The 22,808-nt window shown below is 72.0% G+C and carries 22 protein-coding genes; 9 read left to right on the top strand and 13 right to left on the bottom strand.

From position 1 onward, the window contains the following. Nucleotides 1-5 precede the first annotated feature (5 nt). From HCN51_RS00210 to pyrG, 9 genes are all read right to left on the bottom strand, one after another. A complete protein-coding gene (locus tag HCN51_RS00210; protein WP_080047005.1) occupies nt 6-1,112 on the bottom strand; it encodes a prephenate dehydrogenase in 1,107 nt (368 codons plus the stop codon). A gap of 88 nt (nt 1,113-1,200) precedes the next feature. Continuing rightward, nucleotides 1,201-1,560: a chorismate mutase gene (aroH, locus tag HCN51_RS00205; protein WP_080040950.1), complete on the bottom strand. Its 360-nt coding sequence runs from the start codon at nt 1,558-1,560 to the stop codon at nt 1,201-1,203. Between the two features lie 79 nt (nt 1,561-1,639). Further along, nucleotides 1,640-3,538 carry a pseudouridine synthase gene (locus HCN51_RS00200; RefSeq protein WP_346433475.1) on the bottom strand — a complete coding sequence of 633 codons (1,899 nt, stop codon included), beginning with the start codon at nt 3,536-3,538 and terminating at the stop codon, nt 1,640-1,642. Continuing rightward, on the bottom strand, nt 3,535-4,107 hold the full coding sequence (scpB, locus tag HCN51_RS00195) for an SMC-Scp complex subunit ScpB (RefSeq protein WP_168006339.1): 573 nt from the start codon (nt 4,105-4,107) through the stop codon (nt 3,535-3,537). The genes HCN51_RS00200 and scpB overlap by 4 nt, the downstream gene beginning before the upstream one ends. Before the next feature lie 524 nt (nt 4,108-4,631). After that, complete coding sequence (locus HCN51_RS00190) at nt 4,632-5,450, bottom strand: segregation/condensation protein A (RefSeq protein WP_168005436.1); 819 nt, start codon at nt 5,448-5,450, stop codon at nt 4,632-4,634. Then, nucleotides 5,447-6,382: a ParA family protein gene (locus HCN51_RS00185; protein WP_418115090.1), complete on the bottom strand. Its 936-nt coding sequence runs from the start codon at nt 6,380-6,382 to the stop codon at nt 5,447-5,449. Before HCN51_RS00185 ends, HCN51_RS00190 begins: the two co-directional genes overlap by 4 nt. 124 nt (nt 6,383-6,506) lie before the next feature. Beyond that, the gene (locus HCN51_RS00180) at nt 6,507-7,412 is read right to left on the bottom strand and encodes a site-specific tyrosine recombinase XerD (RefSeq protein WP_080040953.1); all 906 of its coding nucleotides are present in this window, start codon (nt 7,410-7,412) and stop codon (nt 6,507-6,509) included. Between the two features lie 15 nt (nt 7,413-7,427). Beyond that, nucleotides 7,428-8,039, bottom strand: a complete 612-nt coding sequence (locus HCN51_RS00175; RefSeq protein ID WP_168005425.1) for an NUDIX domain-containing protein — start codon at nt 8,037-8,039, stop codon at nt 7,428-7,430. Next, entirely contained in the window at nt 8,036-9,700 is a 1,665-nt protein-coding gene (pyrG, locus tag HCN51_RS00170) for a CTP synthase (RefSeq protein WP_080040955.1), read from the bottom strand. Before pyrG ends, HCN51_RS00175 begins: the two co-directional genes overlap by 4 nt. A 110-nt stretch (nt 9,701-9,810) precedes the next feature. On the opposite strand from pyrG, the gene HCN51_RS00165 reads away from it, so the two are divergent. Genes HCN51_RS00165 through HCN51_RS00155 form a run of 3 tightly spaced genes read left to right on the top strand, consistent with a single transcriptional unit; the run spans nt 9,811 to nt 12,452 of the window. Further along, nucleotides 9,811-10,485 (top strand): DapH/DapD/GlmU-related protein, encoded by a 675-nt coding sequence (locus HCN51_RS00165; RefSeq protein WP_168005423.1) that lies wholly within the window; start codon nt 9,811-9,813, stop codon nt 10,483-10,485. Between the two features lie 16 nt (nt 10,486-10,501). After that, nucleotides 10,502-11,629, top strand: a complete 1,128-nt coding sequence (locus HCN51_RS00160; RefSeq protein WP_168005421.1) for an NAD(P)H-dependent flavin oxidoreductase — start codon at nt 10,502-10,504, stop codon at nt 11,627-11,629. A 43-nt stretch (nt 11,630-11,672) separates the two neighbouring features. Next, nucleotides 11,673-12,452, top strand: a complete 780-nt coding sequence (locus tag HCN51_RS00155; RefSeq protein WP_168005419.1) for a UTRA domain-containing protein — start codon at nt 11,673-11,675, stop codon at nt 12,450-12,452. 9 nt (nt 12,453-12,461) lie between these two features. Here the strand turns inward: HCN51_RS00155 and HCN51_RS00150 are convergent, their stop codons facing one another. Further along, the gene (locus HCN51_RS00150) at nt 12,462-14,822 is read right to left on the bottom strand and encodes a GcvT family protein (protein ID WP_168005417.1); all 2,361 of its coding nucleotides are present in this window, start codon (nt 14,820-14,822) and stop codon (nt 12,462-12,464) included. A 50-nt stretch (nt 14,823-14,872) separates the two neighbouring features. On the opposite strand from HCN51_RS00150, the gene HCN51_RS00145 reads away from it, so the two are divergent. Together HCN51_RS00145 and HCN51_RS00140 are read left to right on the top strand one after the other, a co-directional pair. Beyond that, complete coding sequence (locus HCN51_RS00145; RefSeq protein WP_346433474.1) at nt 14,873-15,799, top strand: choline kinase family protein; 927 nt, start codon at nt 14,873-14,875, stop codon at nt 15,797-15,799. 4 nt (nt 15,800-15,803) lie between these two features. Next, entirely contained in the window at nt 15,804-16,412 is a 609-nt protein-coding gene (locus HCN51_RS00140) for a DUF4126 domain-containing protein (RefSeq protein ID WP_168005415.1), read from the top strand. A 180-nt stretch (nt 16,413-16,592) separates the two neighbouring features. Here the strand turns inward: HCN51_RS00140 and HCN51_RS00135 are convergent, their stop codons facing one another. Together HCN51_RS00135 and HCN51_RS00130 are read right to left on the bottom strand one after the other, a co-directional pair. After that, on the bottom strand, nt 16,593-17,390 hold the full coding sequence (locus tag HCN51_RS00135) for an alpha/beta fold hydrolase (protein ID WP_168005413.1): 798 nt from the start codon (nt 17,388-17,390) through the stop codon (nt 16,593-16,595). Beyond that, the gene (locus HCN51_RS00130) at nt 17,391-18,170 is read right to left on the bottom strand and encodes a glucose 1-dehydrogenase (protein ID WP_346433473.1); all 780 of its coding nucleotides are present in this window, start codon (nt 18,168-18,170) and stop codon (nt 17,391-17,393) included. 156 nt (nt 18,171-18,326) lie between these two features. Between HCN51_RS00130 and HCN51_RS00125 the strand changes: the two genes are divergently transcribed. From HCN51_RS00125 to HCN51_RS62025, 3 genes are all read left to right on the top strand, one after another. Next, the gene (locus HCN51_RS00125; protein WP_168005409.1) at nt 18,327-18,932 is read left to right on the top strand and encodes a hypothetical protein; all 606 of its coding nucleotides are present in this window, start codon (nt 18,327-18,329) and stop codon (nt 18,930-18,932) included. 57 nt (nt 18,933-18,989) lie between these two features. Further along, nucleotides 18,990-19,565, top strand: a complete 576-nt coding sequence (locus HCN51_RS00120; protein WP_168005407.1) for a Uma2 family endonuclease — start codon at nt 18,990-18,992, stop codon at nt 19,563-19,565. Nucleotides 19,566-19,833: 268 nt separating this feature from the next. Next, nucleotides 19,834-20,712, top strand: coding sequence for an RIO1 family regulatory kinase/ATPase domain-containing protein (locus HCN51_RS62025; protein ID WP_168005405.1), 879 nt, complete (start codon nt 19,834-19,836; stop codon nt 20,710-20,712). A gap of 615 nt (nt 20,713-21,327) precedes the next feature. On the opposite strand, the gene HCN51_RS00110 is transcribed toward HCN51_RS62025, so the two are convergent. Further along, nucleotides 21,328-21,873: a PadR family transcriptional regulator gene (locus tag HCN51_RS00110; RefSeq protein ID WP_240972288.1), complete on the bottom strand. Its 546-nt coding sequence runs from the start codon at nt 21,871-21,873 to the stop codon at nt 21,328-21,330. Between the two features lie 59 nt (nt 21,874-21,932). Here HCN51_RS00110 and HCN51_RS00105 point away from each other — a divergent pair, with 59 nt between their 5' ends. Further along, nucleotides 21,933-22,694 (top strand): alpha/beta fold hydrolase, encoded by a 762-nt coding sequence (locus HCN51_RS00105; protein WP_168005395.1) that lies wholly within the window; start codon nt 21,933-21,935, stop codon nt 22,692-22,694. Nucleotides 22,695-22,808 lie beyond the last annotated feature (114 nt).

The raw sequence follows: 22,808 nt of genomic DNA, 5'->3' as shown, positions 1-22,808 counted from the left end.
GCTGCTCAGGGAACCTGCCAGCCCCGCTCGTGCAGCGCCTCCGTGAGCGTGGTGGCCGCGTCGGGCTCCACCGACAGCTCGGCGATGCCCAGGGGCAGGCCGGGGGCGTGCTCCAGGCGGACGTCCTCGACGTTGACCCCGATCTCGTCGCACACCTGGAACAGCCGGGCGAGCTGCCCGGGCCGGTCGCCGATCACGACCTGGACGACGGCGTAGGACGAGGCCGGGCCGCCGTGCTTGCCGGGGATGCGGTCGTGGCCGGCCACGCCGCGCTTGAGGAGCTGGGTGATCTCGTTGGTGGCGGTGCCGTCGCCCTCGGCCAGGGCACGCAGCGCGCTCGCCGCGTCGGCCAGGTCGTTGGCCACCGCCTCCAGCACCTCGGCGACCGGGGAGGCGTTGCCGGACAGGATGCCCAGCCACAGCCCCGGGTCGCTGCCCGCGATGCGGGTGACGTCGCGCACGCCCTGCCCGGCCAGCCCGAGCGCGACGTCCGTGGCGTCGGCCAGGCGCGCGGCCACGGCGGAGGCGGCCACGTGCGGCGCGTGGGAGACCACGGCGACCGCGCGGTCGTGGTCGATCGCGCCGACCTCGACCGCGTTGGCGCCGCACAGCTCGATCAGCCGCAGCACCGCCGCCTTCGCCTCGGGGTCGGCCTCCTCCGTGGGGCACAGCGCCCACGGCCGCCCCAGGAACAGGTCTTCCCTGGCCGCCCCCGGCCCCGACTTCTCGCGGCCGGCCAGCGGGTGGGAGGCGACGTAGGTGGCCAGGTCGCAGCCGAGCTGCGCGGCCCGGTGGATGGGCTCGGCCTTGACGCTGGCGACGTCGGTGTAGAAGCGGGCCGCGCCGATGCGCTGCAGCTCCAGCAGCTCGGTCGCCACGTGCGCCGGAGGCACCGCGATGATCGCCAGGTCGGCCCGCTCGGCCGCCGGCACCGTCGCCTGCTCGCCCTTGATCGGCTGCCACTCCTCGCCCGCGCCGAGCTCCCGCGCCAGCCGCACGGCGCCCTGGTCGCGGTCGGCGAGCAGCACCCGCACGCCGCGCTTGCGCAGCGCCAGCGCCGCTGAGGTGCCGATGAGGCCGGTGCCGACGACGAGCACGGTACGAAGATCCATCGCGATGTCCTGATTCATCGGGTCGTGCGGGCTGGTGGTTTCGCGCGGCCGGCTGGCCGTGCGCTGGAGCGGGGGTGGTGCGGGTGCCCTACTGGGCGATGTCCTGGCGCAGCGCCACCGCGCCGCGCAGATAGACGTGCTGGATCTCCGAACGCGGCCGGTCGGTCTCCACATGGGCCATGAGGCGTACGACGCGGGGCAGCGCCCCCGGCACGTCGATCTCGGTGCAGCAGATCAGCGGCACCTCGTGGAAACCCAGCTTACGCGCCGCGAGCGCCGGGAACTCCGCCGTCAGGTCGGGCGTCGCCGTGAACAACACGCTGATCACGTCGTCCGGGGACAGGCTGTTGCGCTCCATGATCGCGCTGACCAGCTCGGTCGTGCCCGAGATGACCGAGTCGCGGTCATTGGCATCCACCTGGATGGCCCCACGGATCGCCCGCACCATGTGGTTCGTCCCCTTCCGACGGGTTCCATAGACGCGAAGCCCGTGCGGAGGTTCGCACGGGCTCCTTCGTCCGGCCAGATTACAGCTTCACGGCCGCGTACAGCTCGCCGACTTCCTTCAAGGTCAGCGCCCTGACGGTGCCGGGCTTCGTCCGGCCCAGCTTCACCGGCCCGAACTCGATCCTGGCCAGGTCGATCACCCGGTGACCGGCCTCCTCCAGCATCCGCCGCACCACGTGCTTGCGCCCCTCATGCAGGACGACCTCGACCAGCGCCTGCTGGCCGTGCTCCTGCACGATCGAGAACGAGTCCGCCCTGGCGATGCCGTCCTCCAGCTCGATGCCCTGCTTGAGCCGGCGGCCCAGGTCGCGCGGGATCGGCCCCGGCACCTTCGCCCAGTACTTCTTCTGCACGCCGTAGCTCGGGTGCGTCAACCGGTTGGCCAGCTCGCCGTCGTTGGTGAGCAGCAGCAGGCCCTCGGTCTCGGTGTCGAGCCGGCCCACGTGGAACAGGCGCGGCGCCAGCTCCTCCACATAGTCGGCCAGGCACGGGCGGCCCTGCGGGTCGTCCATCGTCGAGACGACGCCGATGGGCTTGTTCAGGGCGTAGTAGACGAGGTCGGGAGCCGTCGGGATGCGCTTGCCATCGACGTGGATGACCTGCGTCGCCGGGTCGACCTTCGCGCCGAACCTCCGCACGACCTGGCCGTTCACCGTGACCCGGCCCTCGCCGATCATCTCCTCGCACGCCCTGCGGCTGGCCACGCCCGCCTGCGCGAGCACCTTCTGCAGCCGCACGCCGCCGGGGACCTCGGTGGTGTCGCGCTCGTCGGTGTAGCCCTCGGGGTAGAAGGCGTGGTCGCGCAGCGGCTGCCTGGCCGCCTTCACCCGCCTCTCCTGCGGGCTCCCGTAACTCTGCCCGGACCCCTGACCGCGGCCCTGTGCGGAGCCCTGGCTGCGGCCCTGCGCGGAGCCCTGGCCGTAACCCTGCCGAGAGCCCTGCCCGGAGCGCTGGCCGTAGCCCTGGCCATTGCCCTGGCCGAAGCTCTGGGAGCCCCCGCCACGCCTGGGGCCGCCGCCGATGGTCTGCACGCCGTCACGGCGCGGCGCGCGGCGCTCGCCACCCTGACGGTCGTCGCCGTCGCGGCGGCCGTAACGGGACCGGGTCGAGCCGGCCGGCCTCGGCGCGAACTCCTCCCTACGCCCGCTCCGCCCCGCCCGGAACCCACCGGCCCGGTCCTCACGACGGTCGTCACGGCTTACGTAGCCGCGGTCGTCGCGGCTCGCATAGCCGCGGTCGTCGCGTCCTGAGGCACGGCCCGCGTCACGGCTCTCGAAGCGGCGGTCGTCGCGCCGGTCGTCACGGCGGTCGGAACGGAAACCGCCCCGCTCCTCGCCGCGCGGACCACGCTCACCACGCCCGAACCGGTCATCGCGGACGGGACGGTCACTCCGGCCACCGAACCGCTCTTCACGGGCGGGACGGTCACCACGGCCACCGCCGAAGCGGTCGGCGCGGCCACCGAAGCGGTCGTCGCGCTCACCGCGACCTCCGGACCAGTCATCGCGGCCGTAACGGCTGGCACGCTCGTCCCTGCCGCCGCGGTCGCCACGGTCACTGCGCTCGCCCCGGCCACCGTCGAAGCGGTCGCCACGGTCACCACGGCCAGCGCCAAAGCGGTCGCCGCCGAAACGGCTGCCGCGATCGCCGCCGAAGCGGTCGTCGCGGCCGGAACGGCCCTCGTTGTCGCCGTCGCGCCTGCCGCCGTACCGGGCGCGGGTGCCGCCCCGGTCGGCGCGCAGGGAGTCACGCGAGGCGCGCTCGTCACGGCGGGGGCCGCCGCCGCGGGAGTCGTCGTCGCGGCGGAAACCGCCGCGGGTGTCGTCGGAGCGGAAGGCGGGACGCCCGGCACGGCCGGAGCCGGCGGCACGTCCACGACCGCGTCCATCACCGGACGGGGTGCTACGCCTGTTGATCACTTTGTTGTCTCCTCGAGATTTTCCACGTCGTCGGGGAGGAAGGGCGCGAGCTCGGGGAGCTCGCTCAGGTCCCGCAGTCCCAGACGTTCAAGGAAGTATGAGCTTGTCCGGTAGAGCACTGCCTGGCTCTCCGGGTCGGTGCCGGCCTCTTCGACCAGCCCCCTGGCGACGAGCGTTCGCATGACGCCGTCACTGTTGACGCCGCGAATGGCGGCGACGCGGGCGCGGCTCACCGGCTGCCGGTAGGCCACGACCGCGAGTGTCTCCAGCGCGGCCTGGGTCAGCCGCGTCTGCTGGCCGTCGCGTACGAACCGCTCGACCAGCGCCGCGCAATCGGCCCGCGTGTAGAACCGCCAGCCGCCCGCGACTTCTCTCAAGTCAAAACCCCGCCCGGCGGCGGTGTATTCCGCGGCCAGAGCACGCAGAGCGGCACCCACCTCGTGTGTGGGCCGCTCCAGCACCTGGGCCAGGGTCACCTCGGCGACGGGCTCGTCAACCACAAGCAGGATAGCCTCCAACGCCGCCTCCAGCGTCGGCCCTCCCCCATTTCCCCCGGCCCTCTCCGCGATCCCGTCGGCCTCACTGCGTTCACCCGCCTCCTCGGACGCACGCGTTGCGCCCAGCTCCGCCGCACCACGACCGGCCGACCCGGCGCTCACCAGCTCCCCGCCCAGGGCACCCACCGCATCGTCCACCTCGACGCCCACGAACCCGGCGCCCAGCGCGCCGACTGCGTCGTCCGCCACGACGTCCGCATGCCCCGCGCTCAGCGGGCCGACCGCGTCGTCCGCCACGACGTCCGCAAGCACCGCGCCCGCCGCGTCGGCGTCCTCAAGGTCATCGCCGGCCGTGTCCTCCGGCCCGGTGTCCTCAAGGGCGGGATCCTCAACGCCGGCACCGCGGGCGCTCGCCGTCTCGGCGTCCGCCGTGTCCGGTCCCGTGCTCTCCGCCCCAGAGTCTCCCAGGGCGGCGTGGTCGGCCTCCACCTGCGGTGCGCCGGGTTGGGCGAGGGAGCCGGGGAGGGTCATCCAGGCGGGGAGGGGTGGGTCCGCGTCGGGGGAGCGGCGGGGGGTCGGCAGTGGGTTGTCGTCATTCATGGCGTTGGTCTCTCCGCGGTTTCCTCGTAGTCGTCCCCCACCGCGACGTCGCCGTCGTCGGAGCCCGTCCAGGTCACGTGCAGGTCGCCCAGGGGTTCGACCTGTTCGAAGGTCACCGCCGACTCCCGGAAGAGCTCCAGCACGGCCAGGAACCGGGCGATGACCTCGAAGGTGCCGTCGCAGTCGGCGACGAGCTGGCGGAAGGTGGCGCGCCGGAGCCGGCGCAGGTGCATGACGAGGATGGCCGCCTGCTCCTTGACGCTGGCCAGCGGCTGGTAGACGTGGCCCAGGTTGACGGTGGGCGGCAGTTTGGGGGTGAAGGCCTTGGCGGCGATGCGGGCGAGCTGTTCGGGGCCGATGCCGAGGATGAGCTCGGGCAGGAGGTTGGCGAACTGCTCCTCCATCGGCACCGTGCGGGGGAAGCGCAGCGCCTCTTCGGCCATGCGCCCTGCGAAGACCTTGGCGACTTCTTTGTACGCCTTGTACTGCAGCAGCCGCGCGAACAGCAGGTCTCGGGCCTCCAGCAGGGCGAGGTCTTCCTCGTCCTCGACCTCGCCGCTGGGCAGCAGCCGGGCCGCCTTGAGATCGAGCAGGGTGGCGGCGACCAGCAGGAAGTGGCTGGTCTGGTCGAGGTCCCATTCGGGGCCGCGGGAGCGGATGTAGGCGATGAACTCGTCGGTGACCTTGGAGAGGGAGACCTCGGTGATGTCGAGCTTGTGCTTGGCGATGAGGCCGAGAAGCAGGTCGAACGGGCCCTCGAAGACGTCCAGGTGGACCTGGAAGCCCTGCGGGGGCGGCGGCTGCTCGGTGGTCACCTGGCCATTGTGGCAGGCGCCGGCCAGCGCGAGAGCACCTCGCGGGCCAGCTCACGGTAGGCGTTGGCGCCGAGGGACGACGGGTCGAACGTCGTGATCGGCTCGCCGGCGACCGTGGCGTCGGGGAAGCGCACCGTGCGGTTGATGACGGTGTGGAACACCTTGTCGCCGAACGCCTCCACGACGCGGGCCAGCACTTCGCGCCCGTGCAGGGTGCGGGCGTCGTACATGGTGGCGAGCAGGCCCTCGATCTCGAGCTCTTCGTTGAGCCGCTCCTGGACCTTGGAGATGGTGTCCATGAGCAGGGCGACGCCGCGCAGGGCGAAGAACTCGCACTCCAGCGGCACCATGACGCCGTGGGCGCAGGTGAGGGCGTTGATGGTGAGCAGGCCGAGCGACGGCTGGCAGTCGATGAGGCACACGTCGTAGTGCGGCAGGAGCGGCTTGATGACGCGGCCGAGCACCTGCTCGCGGGCGACCTCGGTGACGAGCTGGACTTCGGCGGCGGACAGGTCGATGTTGCTGGGCAGCAGGTCGAGGCCCTCGACGCCGGTCTGCAGCAGCACCTCTTCGGCGGTGACGCCGCGCTCCATGAGCAGGTTGTAGACGGTCAGGTCGAGCTGGAGCGGATTGATGCCCAGGCCGACGGACAGCGCGCCCTGCGGGTCGAAGTCGACCAGCAGCACCTTGAGGCCGTACTCGACGAGTGCGGCGCCCAGGTTGATGGTGGTGGTGGTCTTGCCGACGCCACCCTTCTGGTTGACCATCGCGACCACGCGCGCCGGGCCGTGCACCGCCGGGGGCACCGGATCCGGGAACACCGGTCGTGGCCGCTGCGTCGGGCCGAGATTGACGCCGTTGGAAGGCGCGTTGGTCTTGGTGTCGCCCCAGGGGTTGTCGGGGGTCCCCGGGGTCGAACCCTTGGTCTCCACAGTCACCAGCTCGAACCTCCCTGACGATCCCGAACCGGACCGTCCGGACGGACACTATGGCGTCACTACTTAACGCGGCAAGGCGGCACGCCGTGGGCCGGCGCACGTCCCAAAAGACTATAGATCACTGCCGGGCGCGTGGATGCGCGGCGGCGTAGACCTCGCGAAGTTTGTCGACCGTGACCAGGGTGTAGACCTGTGTGGTCGTCACCGAGGCGTGGCCCAGCAACTCCTGTACCACCCTAACGTCAGCGCCGCCGTCAATGAGGTGAGTTGCAAAGGAATGCCGGAGTACGTGCGGGCTTATCCCGTCGAGTCCGGCTCGTTCGGCGGCGGCCTGGAGCACCTCCCAGGCTCCCTGCCTGGTCAGCCGGCCGCCGCGGGCGTTGAGGAAGACGGCGGGGGTGCCGCGGCCGTGGGCGAGCAGCCCGGGGCGGGCCCGCACGAGGTACGCGTCCAGCGCCGAACGGGCGTACCTGCCCAGGGGGACGACGCGGGTGCGGCCGCCCTTGCCGTGCAGGCGCACCTGGTCGTCCTCCAGGTCGTCGACGGCCAGGCCGACGGCCTCGGAGATGCGGGCACCGGTGCCGTACAGGACCTCCAGCAGGGCGCGGTTGCGCAGCGTGAGGGGGGCGCCGTCGGGGCCGGAGGCGGCGATGAGGCGTTCGACCTCGTCCACGCCGATGGCCTTGGGCAGCCGGCGGAGCTGGCGCGGCGGGCGTACCTCGTGGGCGGGGTCGTGCGCCGTGACGCCTTCGCGCAGGGCGAAGCGGTGCAGCCCGCGCACGGCGGAGACGGCGCGGGCGGCGGAGCTGGCGACGAGGGCGGGGTGCTCGCCGTCGCCCTCGCGCAGCGCCGCGAGGAAGGCCAGCACGTCGGCCTCCCCCACCTCGTCGAGCTCCAGGCGGCCGCGCGCCTGGAGGTGTTCGAAGTACCGGCGCAGGTCACGGCGGTAGGACGCGAGCGTGTTGGCGGCCAGGCCGCGCTCCACGGCCAGATGGGCGAGGTAGCTGGAGAGCACCGCCTCCACGAACTGGTCCTTCCGTCACGCCTCCGGGGCGTCGGCCGGGCGGAGCAGGGCGTGCCCCTCGACCGATGCCGCATATGCGGCGAGGATACCGGCCACGGTCGAGGAATTGTGGATCATTCCCATGAGCGCCTTCTCGACCGCGTCGGCCAGAGGGACCCATTCGACCGGCATGTCGATCTCCTCGTGCCGGTGCACGAAGCCGTTCTCCTCGTCGGGGATCCTGCTCAGGCCGCGCGCGAGGAAGACGCGGACCCGCTCGTCGGTCATGCCCGGCGAGGAGCGCAGGTCGACCAGGGTGTACCAGGTGCCGGCGCGGTAGCCGGCCTCCTCGGCCAGCTCGCGGGCGGCGGTGGTGACGAGCGGTTCGCCTGCCACGTCGCGGATCCCGGCGGGCAGCTCCCACATGAGGTGCCGGGTGGGGTGGCGGTACTGCCTGATCATCAGGACGCGGTCGTGCTCGTCGAGCGCGACCACGGCGACGGCCCCCGGGTGCACGACGTAGTCGCGGTCGGCGACCTCGTCACGGGGCATCTTGACGGTGTCGGTGACGACTTCGATCACGTAGCCCTTGAACCGGTGCTTGGAATCGACGACGTCCCACGACTCGGGCGTGTCTTCGACGTTCATGGGCCCACCTTGGCACCGACGCGGCTGTCGGCGTAGGCGAGTGCGGCGTTGATGAGGCCCTTGAACATCGGGTTGGCCCGCGTCGGGCGGGAGCGGAACTCGGGGTGGGCCTGGGTGCCGATGAAGAAGGGGTGGACGTCGGTCGGCAGCTCGGTGTACTCGACCAGGCGGCCGTCGGGCGACAGGCCGGAGAAGACCAGCCCGACCGCCTCCAGCTTGTCGCGGTAGGCGTTGTTGACCTCGTAGCGGTGGCGGTGGCGCTCGTCGGCCTTGGCTTTGCCGCCGTAGAGCTGCCGGGCCAGGGTGCCCTCGCCGAGCTTGGCGGTGTAGCTGCCCAGGCGCATGGTGCCGCCCATGTCGCGCTCGCCGGCGACGACGTCCTCCTGGTCGGCCATGGTGGAGATGACGGGGTGCTTGGTGTCGGGGTCGAACTCGGCGGAGTTGGCGTCCTCGATGCCGGCCATGTTGCGGGCGGCCTCGATCACCATGCCCTGCATGCCGAGGCAGATGCCGAGCAGCGGGATCTTGTTCTCGCGGGCGTGGCGGATGGCGCCGATCTTGCCCTCGATGCCGCGCACGCCGAAGCCGCCGGGGATGAGCACGCCGTCGACGCCGTCGAGCTCGCGCTCGGCGCCCTCGGGGGTCTCGCAGTCGTCGCTCTTGACCCAGCGGATGTTGACGCGGGCGTCGTTGGCGAACCCGCCGGCGCGCAGCGCCTCGGTGACCGACAGGTACGCGTCGGGCAGGTCGATGTACTTGCCGACGAGCGCGACCGTGACCTCCTTGGCCGGCCGGTGCACGCGGCGCAGGAGCTGCTCCCACTCCTTCCAGTCGACGTCGCGGAAGGGCAGGCCGAGCCGGCGCACGACGTACGCGTCGAGGCCCTCGGAGTGCAGCACCTTGGGGATGTCGTAGATGGAGGCGGCGTCCACGGCGGAGACGACGGCGTCCTCGTCGACGTCGCACATGAGGCTGATCTTGCGCTTGATCGCGGTCTGGACGGGCCGGTCGGAGCGCAGGACGATGGCGTCGGGCTGGATGCCGATGCTGCGCAGCGCAGAGACGCTGTGCTGGGTGGGCTTGGTCTTCAGCTCTCCGGACGGGCCGATGTACGGCAGCAGCGACACGTGCAGGAAGAAGACGTTGTCGCGGCCGACCTCGTGCCTGATCTGGCGCACGGCCTCCAGGAACGGCAGCGACTCGATGTCGCCGACGGTGCCGCCGACCTCGGTGATGACGACGTCCACGTCAGGGCCGGCCATTCCCCGGATCCGGTCCTTGATCTCGTTGGTGATGTGCGGGATGACCTGGACGGTGTCGCCGAGGTATTCGCCGCGCCGCTCCTTGGCGATGACGTTGGAGTAGACCTGGCCGGTGGTCACGTTGGCGGAGCCGTGCAGGTCGGTGTCGAGGAAGCGCTCGTAGTGGCCGACGTCGAGGTCGGTCTCGGCGCCGTCGTCGGTGACGAACACCTCGCCGTGCTGGAACGGGTTCATGGTGCCGGGGTCGACGTTGAGGTAAGGGTCGAGCTTCTGCATGGTGACCCTGAGACCGCGCCCTTTGAGCAGGCGACCGAGGCTGGATGCCGTGAGCCCCTTGCCGAGACTGGAGGCGACACCGCCGGTGACGAACAGATGCTTGGTTTGCGATGCGCTGCGCAAAGGGGCTCCCGTGGCTCGAGGTGTGGTCGAAGTGTCCACGGGCTCTCAGGATATCAAACAACGCCCCTCACATGCCTGAACGGCATGACCTAGCGGTAACTTTGGTCCCTATGTCAGTAGTTCGGCGGGCTTTGGGCGCGTTGATTCACCGTACCTACAGGGGGATCCGGCGCGCCGGCGCGATCTCCCCGGAGAGTCCCGCCGGCTACCGGTTCCGCCATCTGGGCGCCGGGGTCAGCATCGCCTTCCCGCCGGGCGCGATCTTCGGCGAGCAGTGGATCGAGATCGGCGACCACACGCTCGTCGGCGAGCGGGTGTCGCTCTCGTGCGGCATGGTCCCCGACCGTGATCTCGGGCCGGACACGATCCTGCGGATCGGCGCGAGCTGCTCGATCGGGCGCGGCTCGCACATCGTCGCCCACCAGTCGGTACGCATCGGTGACGACGTCTTCACCGGCCCGTACGTCTACATCACCGACCAGAACCACGTCTACGACGACCCGGACATCCCCATCGGGCGGCAGTGGCCGCGCAACAGCCCCGTCTCCATCGGCTCGGGGTCGTGGATCGGCACGGGTGCGATCATCCTGCCGGGCACCACGCTGGGCCGCCAGTGCGTGGTGGCGGGCGGCGCGGTGGTGCGGGGCGTGTTCCCCGACCACAGCGTGGTGGCGGGGGTCCCGGCCAAGCGGGTGCGCGGCTACTCGCCGGAGCTGGGCTGGCACACGCCCGCCGAGCTGAACGGCGTCTCCCCTGAAGCGCCCCTGGACCGAACAAGGTTCTGACGGTTAGCGTCGTGACATGCGGACCACCATCTGTGAGCGTCTGGGCATCGAGTTCCCGCTGTTCGCCTTCAGCCACTGCCGCGACGTGGTGGCCGCCGTCACCAACGCGGGCGGGTTCGGGGTGCTGGGCGCGATCGCGTACTCGCCCGACCAGCTCGACACGGAGCTGACCTGGCTGGACGAGCGGGTGGGCGGCCGCCCGTACGGGGTGGACGTGCTCGTCCCCGGCAAGATCGACCCATCGGCGCTGGACCGCCGCACGCACCTCCTGGAGGCGGTGCCGGACCGGCACCGCGACTTCGTCACCCACCTCATGACCAAGTACGGCGTCAGCGCCCCCGGCCAGCCCATGACGGCGGTGGCCGACGAGTTCGGCCGGCGGGTCACGGCGGCGGGGGCGACCGGGCTCATCGACGTGGCGCTCAAGCACCGCGTCGGGCTGATCGCCAGCGCCCTGGGGCCGCCGCCGCCCGAGATGGTCTCCAGGGCCAGGGAGGCGGGGGTGCCGGTGGCCGCGCTGGTCGGCACGGTCGAGCACGCCCGCAGGCAGGTGGAGGCGGGCGCGGACCTCATCGTGGCGCAGGGCACGGAGGCGGGCGGGCACACCGGCGACGTCTCCACGATGGTGCTGGTGCCGCAGGTCGTGGACGCGGTCGCGCCCGTCCCGGTGCTGGCGGCGGGCGGCATCGCGTCCGGCCGGCAGATGGCGGCGGCCATGGCGCTCGGGGCCGAGGGCGTGTGGTGCGGCTCCGTCTGGCTCACGACCGAGGAGGCGGAGACGGCGCCCGCCGTGAAGGCCAAGTTCCTGGCCGCCTCGTCGCTGGACACGGTCCGGTCCCGGTCCCGTACGGGGAAGCCGGCCCGCCAGCTCAGGTCCGCCTGGACCGAGGAATGGGACTCAGGGCCCGAGAGCCCCGGCGCGCTGGGGATGCCGTTGCAGATGCTGCTGGCCGAGGGCGCCATGGCGCGCATCGGGGCGGCGGCCGAGAAGGGCGAGCCGGGCGCGGTGGAGCTGGTCAACTACTTCGTGGGGCAGGTCGTGGGCCAGCTCGACCAGGTGAGGCCGGCCAGGGACGTCGTGTACGACATGATCGCCGAGTTCGGCGACGCCGTCGAGCGCCTGCGCCGCCTGTCGGAAGGGTGACGCCGCACGTCGCCTGATTCATCCCAGGAGGTACCCTGCGCCTGTGGTCGGGACCCCGCCTGAGCTGGAGCGCGGCACCGGCGTCCCCGCGCACGTGCAGATCGAGCGCTGGCTGCTCGCCTCGATCGCCGGCGGCGAGCTGGCGCCGGGCGACCGGCTGCCCGGCGAGCGGGAGCTGGCCGGGCGGCTCGGCGTGAGCAGGATGACGCTGCGGCAGGCGCTGGCCTCGCTGGAGCGCGACGGCGTGCTGCTGCGCGTGCCGGGCCGGTCGGGCGGCGCGTTCGTCGCCGAGCCGCGCCCGGAGCCGCGCATCGAGTGCGACCTGACGGGCCTGGCGGGCTTCACGGAGCAGCTGCGCCGCGCCCACCTGCGGGCGGAGGCGCGGATCCTGCGGGCCGCGACGGCGCCCGCGCCGTCCGCCGCCGCGCGGGCGCTCGGCGTCGCGCCCGGCTCGCCGGTGCACGAGGTGGCCCGAGTACGTTCGGCAGCGCGCGAGAGGCCGGCGAGTCGGTCTCCGGTGGCGCTGGAGCGGTCGTACTTCCCGTGCCTGCCCGGCCTGCTCGACCAGGACCTCACCGGCTCCCTGTACGCGCTGCTCGCGACGACGTACGACCTGGAGCCGCGCACCGCGCTGGAGCACCTGGAGCCGGTGATCGCCCAGCCCGCCGAGGCCGCCGAGCTGGGCATCGAGCCGGGCGCGCCGCTGATGCTGATCGAGCGCACCGCCTACGCGGCGGACGGCACGCCGGTGGAGTACGCGCGGGACCTGTTCCGCCCCGACCGTGTCCGCATCTCGGTCCGCAGCGGCGTCACGGAGCCTTGAGGCGGCGGGTCACGGCACCAGCGGCCCCTTGACCACCGTCGCCGGCACCCACCGCCCCTCGACCTCGACCTCGGCCGGGGTGCCCGGCTCCGCCTCCAGGTAGGCGTAGGCGATGGACTCGCGCGCGGTGTACCCGTACCCGCCGGAGGTGACCCGCGCCTCGACGCGGCCGTCCACGCGTACCGGCTCGTTGCCGAGCGCGATCGCGCGCGGGTCGCGCAGGGTCAGGCAGCGCAGCCGCCGCGCGGGCGCGGGGTCGAGCGCGTCCTTGCCGAGGAAGTCCTTGTCGTCCTTGACGCAGAACCCCAGCCCGGCCTCGTACGGCGTGGTCTCGGGCCCGATGTCGGCCCCCCACACGCGGTACCCCTTCTCCAGCCGCAGGCTGTCGATGGCCCGGTACCCGCCGGCGACGAGCCCGTACGGCTCCCCCGCCCGCCACAGCGTCTGCCACAGCGCGAGCCCGTACTCGCTGGAGCAGTACAGCTCCCACCCGTGCTCCCCCACGAACGTCACCCGCAGCGCCAGCACGGGCACGTCGCCGACGGTGAGCTCGCGCGCGGACATGAACGGGAAGTCCAGCGGGCCGGGGGTGAGCCCGCCGAGCACGTCGCGGGCGCGCGGCCCCCAGAGGGCGAAGCACGCGTACTGGCCGGTCACGTCCGCGATCCTGACGTTCGAGCCGGTGCGCGCGGCCTGCTTGCGCAGCCAGCCCAGGTCGTGGGAGCCGAACGCGGTGCCGGTGACGATCAGGAATTCCTCCTCGCCGCGCCGGGTGACGGTGAAGTCGCACTCGATGCCGCCGCGCCGGTTGAGCGCCTGCGTGTACGTGACGGCGCCGACCTGCCGGGCGACCCGGTTGTCGCACACCCATTCCAGGAGGGCGGCGGCGTCGGGCCCGGTGACCTCGATCTTGGCGAACGAGCTCTCGTCGAACAGCCCGGCGGCCGTGCGGGTGGCGCGGTGCTCGGCGCCGATGGCGGAGGACCACAGCCGCCCGGCCCACCCGCCGGGCCGCTCGTCGTCGCCGGGCACCTCGTTGGCGGTGTAGTAGTTGACCCGCTCCCAGCCGGACTTCTCGCCGAACGCGGCCCCGTGGGCGGCGTGCCAGCTGTAGGCGGGCGAGACGCGCAGCGGGCGGCCCGCCGACCGCTCGTGGCCGGGGTAGCGGATGTCGTAGTACGTCTCGTAGTTCTCGACGGCCCGCTTGATCGTGTACGACGGGGAGCGGTAGTGGCGGCCGAAGCGGCGCACGTCCATGTGCCACAGGTCCATGCTGGACTCGCCCTCGACGATCCACTCGGCCATGACCTTGCCGATGCCGCCCGCGCCGGCGATGCCGTGGGCGCAGAAGCCGGCCGCCACGAAGAACCCGGCGACCTCGGTCTCGCCGAGGCAGAACTCGTTGTCGGGGGTGAACGCCTCGGGCCCGTTGATCAGCTTGCGGATGCCGACGTCGGCCATGGCGGGCACGCGGATCCTGGAGTTGTCCGAGATCTCCTCGAACCGCGGCCAGTCCTCGGGCAGGAGGCGGCCGTTGAAGTCGCCGGGCACCGCGTCGTAGGCGTTGTGACCGGCCGTCCAGGGGGCGCACTGACGCTCGTAGCCGCCCATCACCAGGCCCTGGACCTCCTGGCGGTAGTAGACGAGCAGGTCGGGGTCGCGCAGGGTGGGCAGGCCGGTGTGCTCGTGGAAGGCGTCGCTGACGACGTACTGGTGCGACATCGGCACGATCGGGACCCGCACGCCGGCCATGCGGCCGATCTCGGCGGCGAACATGCCGCCGCAGTTGACCACCACCTCGCACGCGATGTCGCCCTGGTCGGTGCGCACGCCGGTGACGCGGCCCCGCTCGACGGTGATGCCGAGCACGCGGGTGCGGGTGCGCACGGTGACGCCGCCCTCGCGGGCGCGCGCGGCCAGGGCGTAGCAGAGCTGGGACGGGTCGATCTGCCCGTCGGTCGGCAGGTACGCGGCGCCGACGACGCCTTCGGGGTTCATGAGCGGGAACAGCTCCACGGCCTCGGCCACGGAGATCTCCTCCAGCGGCAGCCCGAACGTGCGCGCCCAGCCGATCTGGCGGCGGATCTCCGCCATCCGCTCGGGGGTGGAGGCGAGCTTGATGCCGCCGCACTCGGTCCAGCCGGCGTCGAGGGTGCGGTAGAGCTCGACGGAGTACTGGTTCATCCTGGTCAGCGTCGGGTCGGCGCGCAGCTGCCCGACCAGCCCGGCGGAGTGGAAGGTGGAGCCGCTGGTCAGCTCGTCCCGCTCCAGGAGGACGACGTCACGTTCGCCGAGTTGAGTGAGGTGGTAGGCGACGGACGCGCCGCCCACCCCGCCACCGATGATCACGATGCGGGCCGAGTCGCTCATGGTCGCGAGGCTAACCGGCACGCCCCTAAAGGTCTAGACCGTTTAGCGGCGTGGAGCTAGCATTCAGCATGGCCGCGCCCGAGGTCCTCGATCGCATCCCCCTGCTGTCCGGCGTGCCGCGCTCCGTGGAGGAGCTGCCCGGCGGGCTCACCAACCACAACTACAAGGTCACGACGCCGTCCGGCGTGTACGTCGTGCGCGTGTGGGCCAGCGACGGCGAGCTGCTGGCCATCGACCGGGACGCCGAGCACGCCAACTCGATCGCGGCGGCGCGGGCCGGGGTGGGCGCGCCGGTGCACGCCTACCTGCCGGAGCTCGGGGTGCTCGTGGTGGGCTTCCTGCCGAACTGCCGCACGTACACGGAGGCGGACCTGCGGGACCCGGCGAACCTGCCGCGCGTGGCGCGGGCGTGCCGGCTGCTGCACGCGGGGCCGCGGTTCGTGCGCGACTTCGACATGTTCGAGGTGCAGCGGCGCTATCTGGAGATCGTACGGGAGCGCGGCTTCCGCCTGCCGCCCCGCTACCTCGACTTCATGCCCACCGTCTCCCAGATCCGGAAATGTCTGGCGGTCAGGGACGAGGGCATCGTCCCGTGCAACAACGACCTGCTGCCCGGCAACATCCTCGACGACGGCGAGCGCCTCTGGCTGATCGACTACGAGTACGCGGGCAACAACGACCCCTGCTTCGAGCTCGGCAACATCTGGAGCGAGTCCGACCTGCCGATCGAGCACCTGGAGGAGCTCGTCACCGCCTACTACGGCCGCCGCCTGCGCCACAAGATCGCCCGGGCGCGCCTGCTCGGCCTCATGTCCAAGTACGGCTGGACGCTGTGGGCCTCCATCCAGGACGGCGCGAACGACACCATCGACTTCGACTTCTGGTCCTGGGGCATGGAGAAGTACGAGCGGGCCGTGGCCGAGTTCACCGATCCCGGGCTGGCGCGGCTCATGGACGAGGCGGCCCGGGCAGACTAGGGGCATGCTCGCCGCATTGACCGGCCTGGGGCTGTCCACGGCCGCCGGGCTGAACGCGTACATCCCGCTCCTGGTCGTGGGGGTGCTCGCGAACGTCACCGACGCCGTGCGGCTGCCCGACGGCTACTCCTGGCTGTCCAACTGGGGCGTGCTCGCCATCCTCGCGGTGCTGCTGCTGGCCGAGATGGTGCTCGACAAGGTGCCCGCCGTCGACAGCGTCAACGACGCCATCCAGACCGTGGTGCGCCCGGCCTCGGGCGGCGTCGTCTTCTCCGCCACGAGCGCCGCCGCCGAGCTCGACAGCTCGACCTGGATGACCGAGCACCCCTGGGCCGGCTGGCTGCTGGGCATCGTGCTGGCGCTGGCCGTGCACGCCGTCAAGGCCGCCGCCCGTCCCGTGATCAACGCCGGCACGGCCGGGGTCGGCGCGCCGGTCGTCAGCACCGTCGAGGACGCGGGATCGTTCGGGATGAGCCTGGTCGCGATCTTCCTGCCCGTCCTGGTGATCGTCCTGCTCCTGGCGCTCGCGGTCGTGGCCTGGTGGCTGCTGCGGCGCGTACGCCGCTTCCGCGCCCGCAGGAGGGCGGCCCGGGGTCATCACCCGCCAGGCTGACCCGCCATCCGCCCGCGGGCTGATCCGCCGGCCCCGTCCGGCCGCCTACGGTGGGGGACGAGGTAGCGAACAAGGGATGGAAACGTGTGAGCGTCGATCGTGGCCCCCAACCCTGGCACGCTCACGCGCGTCGGCGCCCGGCGGTACGTTCCCGTGCCGCCGGGCCCGTCATCCTCCCCGTCACAGGCGGCGCAGCCAGCCCTCCAGGGCGTTGACGAAGTCGTCCGGCCGCTCCTCGTGCAGCCGGTGGCTGGCGCCCTCCCACGACAGCACCACCGACGCGGGGTCCTTGAGCAGCCCGGCCTCCCAGCTCGCCCGCCCCGCGTCCGCCCAGATCGACAACACCGGGCACCGCCGGCGGGCCAGGTAGTCGTCGCTGGCCGGGCGCACGCCGATGGCGTCCGGGCCGGTGAACATCGCCTCGAACGCCTGCGCCAGCACGTGCGGCGCCATCCCGTACAGCCTGCGCTTGTGCCAGCGCCTGATGACGGCGGGGGTGGCGGCGTTCGTGCACCACTCGTCGATGCGCTCGGCCGCCTCGTGCGGATGCTCGCCCCGCAGGCTCGCGATCATCCGGGGGAAGCCGCGCGCGATCTCGGGCCCCATGCCGTAGCCGGGGTCCAGGGTGACCAGCGCCCGCACCCGCTCCGGATGCTCGACGGCCAGGATGGAGACCACCTGACCGCCCATGGAGTGCCCGACGGCGATCACCTGCGGGATGCCGAGACGGTCCAGCAGCACGTCCAGGTCCTCCGCCATCGCGCGCGGCGTGTTGCCGGTCTCCGGGACCGAGGAGTAGCCGTGGCCGCGCAGGTCCACGGCCAGCACGCGGTGGGCGGCGGCCAGCGCGTCGATGTGCCACGACCACTGGTGCGAGTCGGTGCCCCAGCCGTGCACCAGCAGCAGCGGCGCCGGGCCGTCCTTCCCGTCGTCGGTGTAGAACAGCCGCACACCCTCCCCGACCTCCGCGTACGGCACCTAGACCTCCTGTGACTTTGGCTGCGGCTTCTGTGGTGGCGGGAGCAGGGAGCCCTCCCCCGCGGTCCACCCGCCGTCGATGGCCAGCTCCGCGCCGGTGACGTACGAGGCGGCGTCCGACAGCAGGAACGCGATCGCCTCCGCCACCTCCTCGGCCTCGCCCCAGCGCCCGGCCGCGGCCAGCCGGAACGTGCCCTCCCCCGACACCGCGCCGAGCCGCTGCGTCATCGGGGTGACGATCATCCCCGGATGGACGGAGTTGACCCGGATGCGGTCCCGCCCGAACTCCAGCGCCGCGATCTTCGTCAGCCCGCGCACCCCCCACTTGGACGCGCCGTACCCGCCGGTCATCGGCAGCGCGAACAGGCCCGCGACCGACGACAGGTTCACGATCGCGCCGCCGCCCCGCTCCCGCATCGGCCCGACCACGGCCTTCAACCCCAGGAACGTGCCCACCAGGTTCACCTGGAGGACGTTCTGGAACTCCTCCAGGGGCTGCTCCTCGATCGGCAGCATGGTGGCGATGCCGGCGTTGTTCACCAGGCCGTCGAGGCCGCCGTACGTCTCCAGGGTCTCGGCGACGACGGCCGCCCAGGCGTCCTGGCTGGTCACGTCGTGCTCGACGAAGCGGGCGTCCAGCTCCTTGGCGGTCGCCTTCCCCTCCTCCACCAGCACGTCGGTGACCACGACCCGGGCCCCTGCCGCGACGCAGCGCCGGGCGGTGGCCGCCCCCATGCCCCGGGCGCCGCCCGTGATGATCACAACCTTGCCGTCCAGCACCCTGAATCGCCCTTTCTCGGGGTGGTTTGGGGAGACATGTGCACTGAAACACATGGACCCCAACCGATCAAGAGCTTGCTTGCCCGCCGTCCCCTCGCCCGGCGCGCCCGAACCGCCGCGGCCGACTATCCTTCAAGTCACCAACACCAACAGGAGGTGGCGAAGATCGGCGAGTTCCTTGTCATCGTGCTGGTGATCCTGGCGTTCCTCCTGCTGCTGGGCGGCGTCGGCATCTACCTCCTGGTCAAGCTGGGCAAGAAGGCCGCCGTCAAGGCCAAGCAGGCCACGGCCCGCCTCAGCACCCACGTCAACGCGATGGGCACGGGCGACGCCGCCGAGGTCGAACGCCTGCGGCTCGACCTGCGCCGCGAGGTCTCCCTCACCCGCCAGGCCGTCGAGCACGCGCAGAGCCTCGGCTGGGGCCTCGGCGACCTGCCCCGCCTCCTGGCCGACCTCACGGCCCAGGCCGACGTGCACGACGGGCAGCTCGGCATGTACGCCCAGCAGCGCCGCCTGTCGCCGTACGTCGACCACGCCACCCTCGACCGGCTCCGGCAGCACCAGGCCAAGCTGACGGCGATGTGCGCCCGCATCCGCGCCGACCTCCTCAGCGACCAGGTCCAGCACATCGCCACCGGCATCGCCGACCTCAGCTCCCGCACCGACCTCGAGATCGAGGCCCGCCGCCGCGCCCCCGACCCGCTCGACGAGATCGACGAGCTCTACCGCCGCTCCATGGAGGAACGCAAGGACCGGCCCTGACACTCACCTGGTGTGGCATCATGGACACAGTGCGTGAGATTCGCTGAGGAGGCGCTGATGAGCACGGCCCTTCCGGAGTGGTTCCACCCCGGGCCTCCTGGCGGTTGGACCGCCGACATGCTCGATCACCTCCCCCCCGACGCGCCCAGGCACGTCGAGCTGATCGATGGATCACTCGTCATGATCTCACCGCAGACCGGCTTCCACATGCTCATGCTCCGCCTGCTGGAGCAGTCGCTCCGCCCACCCGCGGAGTTCATCGTGGCCAGGGAGATGACGGTGACGCTGGGCCTGCGGCAGCGGCCGGAGCCCGACATCCTCCTCGTCAAGAGGTCGGCGTTCACCGCGAAGGTCACCTCGTTCAAGCCCGAGGACGTCCACCTGGCCGTCGAGGTCGTCTCCGACGAGTCAAGAGAGCGCGACCGCACCACGAAGCCGATCAAATACTCGGATGCGGGCATCAAGCACTTCTGGCGGGTCGAGCAGGAAGACGGCCTGCCCGTCGTCTACACCTTCGAGCTCGAACCCGCGGTCAGGGCGTATGTGCCCACGGGCATCCACCGCAAGCGGCTGCGCACGAACATCGGCTTCGACGTGGACCTCGATCTCGACCTCGACCAGGTCACGCGCTGAGAACAATGACCTCGACCAGGTCGCGCGCCGAGAACAATGACCTCGGCCAGGTCGCGCGCCGAGAATAATCCGGTTGCGCCCGCGCCGCCCGCATCGCCATACTCAACGCTCGTATCGATCACCACGTGATCGCCGCTGCACGAAGGGAGGGTGAGACCGTGACGACGACTGTTCGCGTGCCGTTTTCCGCGTCCTCTTACCTTCCCACCGGGCGACAGCCGACCTGATCCGGCCGGCCGGTGGGCCTCAGACTTGGAGTCACCCCACCGTGCCGAAGCACTCGCAACACCGCCGCCGTGGCAAGTACGCCCTCGACGCCGACGACCTCGAATGGCTCGAGAACACCACCGCCGAGACCCTCGACGGCCCGCCCGAAGGCGACCGCTGGTCCACCTGGGACCAGAGCACCCCGACCGAGAAAGGGCCGCGGCCCCACCCCGGCTGGCTGGTCACCGAGCTGGCCGCCGTCGACACCGAGCTCGGCATCCTCAAGACGGGCAAGGAAGCCGACGTCCACCTGATCTCCCGCGGCGTCCCCGGCACCGACCGGGTCTGCCTGCTGGCCGCCAAGCGGTACCGCTCCGCCCAGCACCGCCTGTTCCACCGCGACGCCGGCTACCTGGAGGGCCGCCGGACCCGCGACGACCGCATGAACCGCGCCATGGCCGGCCGCACCGCCTTCGGCAAGCAGGCCATCGCCGCGCAGTGGGCGGTCGCCGAGTTCTCGGCGCTGTGCCGGCTGTACGAGCTGGGGGTGCCGGTGCCGTACCCGGTGCAGATCGTCGGGACGGAGATCCTCCAGGAGTTCATCGGAACCCCGGACGGGTACGCGGCGCCGCGGCTGGCACAGGTCACCGAAGGGCTCGACGACCTGTGGGAGCAGCTCGTGGCGGCCATGGTCACGCTGGCCCGCGAAGGGCTCGCGCACGGGGACCTGTCCCCGTACAACCTGCTGGTGCGTGACGGGCGGCTCGTGGTCATCGACCTGCCGCAGATCGTGGACGTGATCGCGCACCCCACGGGCCCGTCGTTCCTCGACCGGGACGCCCGCAACGTCGCCACCTGGTTCGCCGCCAAGGGCGTCCAGGCCGCCGACCCCGACGCCCTGACCACCCTCCTGCACAAGGAGGCCGGCCTCCGCCCCTGACCCGCTCCGGCCGTCCGGGAAGGTGCAGGGCGCGCGGCGGGCCGGATGCCGCATCGGGCACGCTCCTTGGCGTGTTTCTCGCGGCGCCCGCACGTCCCGTAGCGGGATCTCGCCTCCCACTGGGTGTTTCCAGAGGGCCCCCACGACCGGGTCCGACGCAGCGCCCGGCACGCCCAGTGGCGCGGCAGCCCGCCTCGTCCCGCACGCCGGGCAGACGCGGGGCCGTCCGGCCAGTACGCCCCCGAACCGGTGCGCCTCCTGGCCGATACATCTCCCAGCGGATGCATCTCCGGACCGATGCACATTTCGGCCGGTGCACCTCCCGGCTGATGCGCATCCCGGCCGGTGCGCCCCCGAGCCGATGCAACGCCGGGCCGATGCATCTCCAGGCCGGCGCATCTTTGGACCGGTGCGACTCCCGACCGGTGCGTCCCGGAGCCCGTGCAACGCCGGGCCGATGCATCTCCGGGCCGACGCATCTCCGGGCCGATGCATCTCCCGACCGGTGCGACTCCCGGCTGATGCATCTCCCGACCGGTGCGACTCCCGGCTGATGCATCTCCAGACCGATGCGCATCCCGGCCGGTGCGGCTTCGGGGCGGGGGCGTGCTGGCGTCAGGCGAGCCCGGGCGGTTGAGAGGTTTCCAGGGTGGTGATGGTGGTGTGGAGCCAGGACAGTTCAGCTTGGCTGGTGGCGTGGGCGATCATCAGGAGGCCCTGGCGGAACGGGTCGGGGAACTCCTCGGCGCCCATCGGACGGTCGCCGTCGTAGAAGAAGCTGGTCGGCTCCTCCAGGAAGGCCAGCCGTCTGCGCAGCACCACCGCCTGCTCCTTGGGCTCGTCGAGGTGGCGCAGGAAGGCGAGCAGGGTGAACCAGCGGTTCTCGTCGCTGATGTCGACCTCGTCCGGCTCCCGGAGGCGGTGCTCCAGCTCGGCGCGGCCCTCGGGGGTGAGGTAGAGGGTGCGGCGGGGGGCGGCGGCCGTGCCGGGCTCGTCCTTTCTGGTGAGCCAGCCGGCCTCGGCCATGCGTTTGATGGCCGGGTAGAGGGTGCCGTCGGCCACCGGGCGGACGTGGCCCATCAGCGCCGCCACCCTGCGGCGCAGGTCGTAGCCGTGTAACGGCCGGTCTCTGAGGAACCCGAGTATCGCCAGCTCCAGCATGACGGTGATCATACCTCGGGGCCGATATATATTTGTCCCGATATATGAGGAGATCCGTCATGCACGATGCCATCGTCCATCCCAGCGGGGCTCGCATGCGCTGGGTGGAGTTGCCCGGCGAGGAGCCGGCGCGCGTCTACGTTCACGGCCTCGGCGCCACCTCGGCCCCCTACTACGCGGAGGTGGCGGCCCACCCTCTCCTTCCCCGGCACCGGTCGCTGCTGATCGACCTGCTCGGGTTCGGCATCAGCGACCGGCCGCGCGAGTTCTCGTACACGCTGGAGGAGCACGCCGACACGCTCGCGGAAGGGCTGCGCAAGGCGGGGGTCGCGGGGGCGGTCGTGATCGCGCACAGCATGGGCGGGGCGGTGGCCACCGTCATGGCCGCGCGCCATCCCGAGCTGGTCGCCCGGCTGATCCTGGTGGACGCCAACCTCGACCCCTACCCCCGTACGCCGGTGCCGTCCGGCGGGAGCGGGATCGCGGCCTACGGCGAGGAGGAGTTCGTGGCGGAGGGGTGGAAGGAGGTGCGCGATCGGGTGGGGCCGCACTGGTGGTCGACGATGCGGCTGGCCGATCTGCGTGGTTTGCACCGCACCGCGGTCAGCCTGGCCGAGGGGACCGTGCCGACCATGCGGGAGCTGCTGGTCGGGCTGGCGATCCCGCGCGCGTTCCTGTACCCCCAAGGCGCCCCACCGGCCGGGGCAGAGGAACTGCGGGGGGCGGGCGTGCGGGTGCTGGAGGTGCCGGAGTCAGGGCACAACATCATGCTCGACAACCCCGAGGCCTTCGCCCGCACGTTGAAAGACCTGCTCCCCTGACGGGGCCCCCGCAGTCACATCGCCGCTCCCCTGACGGCCCCCGCAGTTACATCGCCGCTCGCCCGACCGCTCCGGGCGTCGCACCGCCACCCACCCGGCCGTCCCGGGCGTCGC

The organism is Nonomuraea composti (genome assembly GCF_012034275.1).
In the GTDB taxonomy this organism is placed as follows: domain Bacteria; phylum Actinomycetota; class Actinomycetes; order Streptosporangiales; family Streptosporangiaceae; genus Nonomuraea; species Nonomuraea composti.
Note: the sequence above shows the minus strand (reverse complement) of the source record. Positions and strands in the feature narration are given on the sequence as shown.